Genomic DNA, 5,115 nt, shown 5'->3' on the forward strand with positions numbered 1-5,115 from the left:
GACCATCGGTGAAGACGACATCGCGCAACGGCCGCTCCAGCAGCCCGTCGAACCCGGCACACACCTCGTCGAACGCCGCCGCGAAGACCGGGAAGGCCTCATACAACTCCCGGCCCATCCCCACACGCTGACTGCCCTGCCCCGAGAACAACACCGCCAGCCGGCCCGGCACCACCACACCACGCACCACACCAGCAACCGGCTCACCCGACGCAAGCGCAGACAACCCGGCCCGGTCACCCGACAGCACCACAGCCCGGTGCTCGAACACCGACCGCGACGTCGCCAACGACCACCCCACATCCACGGGATCAACATCCGAGGCATCACCCAGGAAGGCGGCCAGCCGCTCGGCCTGACCCCGCAGCGCCGGCTCCGACTTCGCCGACACCACCCACGGCACCACCACCGGCGACTCGGGTCCATCACGGTCGTCCGCGACCGGCTCCACGTCCGGTAGCTGTTCCAGGATCACGTGCGCGTTCGTCCCGCTCGCGCCGAACGACGACACACCGGCGCGGCGGAGTCGGCCGGTCTCGGGCCACGGCATGGCTTCGGTCAGCAGCTCGACGGCACCGGCCGACCACTCCACGTGCGGGGACGGCTCATCGACATGCAGCGTGCGCGGCAGCACCCCGTGCCGCATGGCGAGGACCATCTTCATCACACCCGCGACACCGGCCGCGGCCTGCGTGTGCCCGATGTTCGACTTGATCGATCCCAGCCACAGCGGCCGGTCCTCCGGCCGGTCCTGGCCATAGGTCGCCAGCAGCGCCTGCGCCTCGATCGGGTCACCCAACTTCGTGCCCGTACCGTGCGCCTCCACCACATCCACCTCGGCAGCCGACACCCCGGCATTCGCCAACGCCGCCCGGATCACCCGCTGCTGCGACGGACCGTTCGGCGCCGTCAGCCCATTGCTCGCCCCGTCCTGGTTGACCGCCGAACCCCGCACCACCGCCAGCACCCGATGCCCATTGCGCCGCGCATCCGACAACCGCTCCAGCAGCAGCATCCCGGCACCCTCGGAGAACCCGGTGCCGTCCGCACCCGACGCGAACGCCTTGCACCGGCCGTCGGGAGAAAGCCCTCGCTGACGGCTGAACTCCACGAACAGCGCCGGCGTCGCCATCACCGTCACACCGCCCGCCAGAGCCAGAGAACACTCCCCCTGCCGCAGCGACTGCACCGCCAGATGCAACGCCACCAACGACGACGAACACGCCGTGTCCACCGTCACCGCAGGACCCTCGAACCCGAACGTGTAGGAGATCCGTCCCGAGGCGATACTGCCCGCGGTGCCGTTGCCGATGTAGCCCTCGACGCCGTCGGGAACCGAGAGGGAGCCGTAGTCGTGGTGCATGATCCCGGCGAAGACGCCGGTCTGGCTGCCACGCACCGACGCCGGGTCGATACCCGCCCGCTCCAGTGCTTCCCACGACGTCTCCAACAGCAGGCGCTGCTGTGGGTCCATCGCCAGCGCCTCACGCGGTGAGATACCGAAGAATCCCGGGTCGAACTCGGCGGCGTCGTACAGGAATCCACCCTCGCGGGCGTACGCCGTGCCCTTGTGGTCGGGATCCGGGTGGTACAGCGCCTCCAGATCCCAGCCACGGTCCTCGGGGAACGCGGCCATCGCATCCCCGTCCCGCTCAAGGAGACGCCACAACTCCTCCGGAGTACGGACCCCACCCGGGAAACGACAGCTCATCGCCACGATCGCGATCGGCTCGTCCACCACCGACCCCGACGCCCGCGACGGCACGAGCGCAGACCGGGCCGCCGCGCCTCCGTCCTCCACCGCGTTCGCCGCCACCAGCTCCGCCAGCAGATGACGCGCCAGCACCACCGGCGACGGATAGTCGAACACCAACGTCGCCGGCAACCGCAGCCCCGTGGCCCCGTTCAACCGGTTCCGCAGCTCCACCGCCGTCAGCGAGTCGAAACCCAACTCCTTGAAGGCCAGCTCGGATGCGACCGCGTCGCGTGTCGCATAGCCGAGTACGGAGGCGACCTGGGTGCGCACCAGGTCCAGTACGGTCTGTTCCCGGTCTGCCTCCGGCAGCCCGGCCAGGGTTCCGGCCAGGCCGTCGGCCGTGTCGGACGCCGTCGCCGCCGCGGCGCGTCGCACACGGGGACGCACCAGTCGACGCATCAGCGGCGGAACGGGGCCGTCCCCGCCCTGGAGGGCGGCGCCGGTGAACCGTACCGGGACGAGGAGTGCCTGGTCCCCGGCGGTCGCCGCGTCGAAGAGCGCGAGGCCCTCCCGCGTGGACAGCGGTACGACACCGCCGCGCGCCATGCGGGCGAGATCGGTGTCGGCCAGGTGGCCGGTCATCTCGCTGCGCTCGGCCCAGAAGCCCCAGGCCAGCGAGACGGCGGGCAGGCCGTGCGCCCTCCGGTGTGCTGCCAGGGCGTCCAGGAAGGCGTTCGCCGCCGCGTAGTTGGCCTGGCCGGCCGCGCCGAAGACCGCGGCGGCCGAGGAGAAGAGCACGAACGCGGAGAGTCCCAGATCACGGGTGAGTTCGTGCAGGAGCAGGGCCGCGTCCGCCTTCGGCCTCAGGACGGTGTCGATCCGTTCGGACGTCAGCGCGTCCACCACGCCGTCGTCCAGGACACCCGCCGCGTGCACCACCGCGCGCAAGGGCGCGGTGTCGGGGATGCGCGCCAGTACGCCGGTCAGCGCGTCGCGGTCCGTCACGTCGCAGGCCTCGAAGACGGCGTGGGCGCCCAGGGACTCCAGTTCGGCGGCGAGTTCCGGCGCTCCGGCGGCGTCCGGGCCGCGACGCGACACGAGCACCAGGTGCCGTACGCCGTGCTCGGCTGCCAGATGGCGGGCGACCAGACCGCCCAGGAGACCGCTGGCGCCGGTGATCAGGACGGTTCCCTCGGCACTCCAGGGGGCGTTCGCCTCGCCGTCCGTCGTCGGTAGGGATGCCCTGACCAGGCGAGGGGTGCGTACCTCGGCCGCCCGGACGGCGCTCTGGGGTTCCTCGGCGGCGAGGGCCGCGCGTACGGCGTCGCCGGCGTTCTCCCAGGTGTCGATGTCGACCAGATGGAACCGGTCCGGGTGTTCCGTCTGCGCGGAGCGGACGAGACCCCAGACCGCTGAGGCCGCCACGTCCGTAACGTCCTCGCCGGCTGCCGTCGCCATGGCTCCCCGCGTCAGGAAGACCAGCTTCGAGCTGGCGGCGGCGGGGCTGCCGAGCCATTCCCGTACGGCGTGCAGCGCGCGACCGGTCAGCTCGCGCACGGCGGTGGGGACGTCGTCCGTCTCCGCCGGGGAGGCGCACGGCAGTACCACGACGTCCGGGAAAGCCCCTTCCGCGGCGGACGACAGCTCCGCGAAGGTCGCCGCGCGCCGCACGTCCGTGCCGCGGAATGCTTCGGCGCACGAGGGGTCCGTGCCGAGCACGGCCCACCGCTGAGCGGCGTCGGCCGGTACGGCACGGGTCGGGAGTGCCTCCCAGCTCACCCCGTACAGCGAGTCCAGCGACGGCCGGGCGGCGCTCTCGAGCAGCTCCGGGTCGACGGGACGGCCGACCAGCGAGCCGATCGACGCCACCGGCGCCCCGGTGGGGTCGGCGACCAGCAGTGATACGCCGTCGGTCCCCGCCCTGGACAGCCGCACCCGCAGCATGGAGGCGCCGGTGGCGTGCAGGGAGACCCCGTTCCAGGCGAACGGCAGCCGTGCCGTGCCGGGCTCCCCGGCGTCGCCGTCGCCCGCACCTGAGCCGGTCAGATGACCGACGCCGGTCACGTGCAGCGCCGCGTCCAGCAGGGCCGGATGGATGCCGTAGCGTCCCGCCTCCTCCCGCTCCTCCTCCGGGAGGGCGACCTCGGCGTACACGTCGTCGCCCTGACGCCAGGCCGCCCGTACGCCGCGGAAGACCGGGCCGTAGTCGAGCCCCAGGCCGGCCAGTCGTTCGTACAGGTCGTCCACCGGGAGCGGTGCGGCGTCCGCGGGCGGCCACGTCGCCCACTGGTGCCCCTCCTCACCGGCCACGCTCTCGGTCAGGGCGAGCAGACCCTTGGCGTGGCAGGTCCACGGTGCGTCGTCGTCGCCCTCGGCGCGCGAGAAGACTCCTACGGCGCGGCGCTCCGGATCGTCCGTGCCGCTCACGACGACCTGCACCTGTACCGCGCCCGACTCGGGCAGCACCAGCGGGGCCTGGAGCGTCAGCTCCTCCAGCACCCGGCTGCCGGCCGCGTCCGCCGCCTGCAGGGCCAGCTCCACGTACGCCGTTCCGGGCACGACCACCCTGCCCAGCACGAGGTGATCGGCCAGCCATGGCTGCGCCGCCAACGACAGGCGGCCGGTCAGAACCAGTCCGTAGTCGTCCGCCAGCGACACCACCGCTCCCAGCAGCGGGTGGTCGGCCGACCCGAGGCCGACAGCCGCCACGTCACCGACGCGGGAAGCCGGCGTCTTGAGCCAGAAGTGCTCGTGTTGGAAGGCGTAGGTGGGCAGGTCGACGCGTCGGGCGCCCGTGCCCGTGAACACCCCGGCCCAGTCGACGGTCGCGCCGCCGACGAACGCCTCGGCGGCCGAGGTCAGGAAGCGCTCCAGGCCGCCCTCGTCGCGGCGTAGTGAACCGACTGTGGTGACGGGGGTGTTGGTGTGGGTCTCGGCGGTCTGCTCGATGCCCATCGTCAGCACCGGGTGCGCGCTGGACTCGATGAACAGGCGGAAGCCGTCGTCGAGGAGCGCGCGCAGGGTGTCGGCGAAACGGACCGTCTGGCGCAGGTTGCGGTACCAATACCCTGCATCGAGAGACGACGTGTCCAGGACACCGCCGGTCACCGTCGAGTAGAACGGCACGGCCGCGTCCCGAGGAGTGAGGCCCGCCAGGTCGCGCAGGAGGACGTCCTCGATCGCCTCCACGTGCGCGCAGTGCGAGGCGTAGTCCACCGCGACACGCCGCGCCCGAACGCCGTCCTTCTCACACGCGGCCAGCAGCTCGTCCAGCGCGTCCGCATCCCCGGACACGACCACGACCGACGGACCGTTGACCGCCGCCACCGACAACCGACCACCCCAGTCAGCGAGGCGCTTGCCCACCTCGTCCGCGCCAAGGGACACGGACACCATGCCGCCCCGCCCGGACAGCGCCC

General features: G+C 72.3%; 1 pseudogene. It reads right to left on the reverse strand.

The annotated features are described in order from the left end of the window. A pseudogene (locus tag JHAT_RS33150) lies at window positions 1-5,110 on the reverse strand (SDR family NAD(P)-dependent oxidoreductase); the annotation flags it as partial. Between the last annotated feature and the right edge of the window lie 5 nt (window positions 5,111-5,115).

Source organism: Streptomyces sp. JHA26, from assembly GCF_002005565.1.
Classification (GTDB): domain Bacteria; phylum Actinomycetota; class Actinomycetes; order Streptomycetales; family Streptomycetaceae; genus Streptomyces.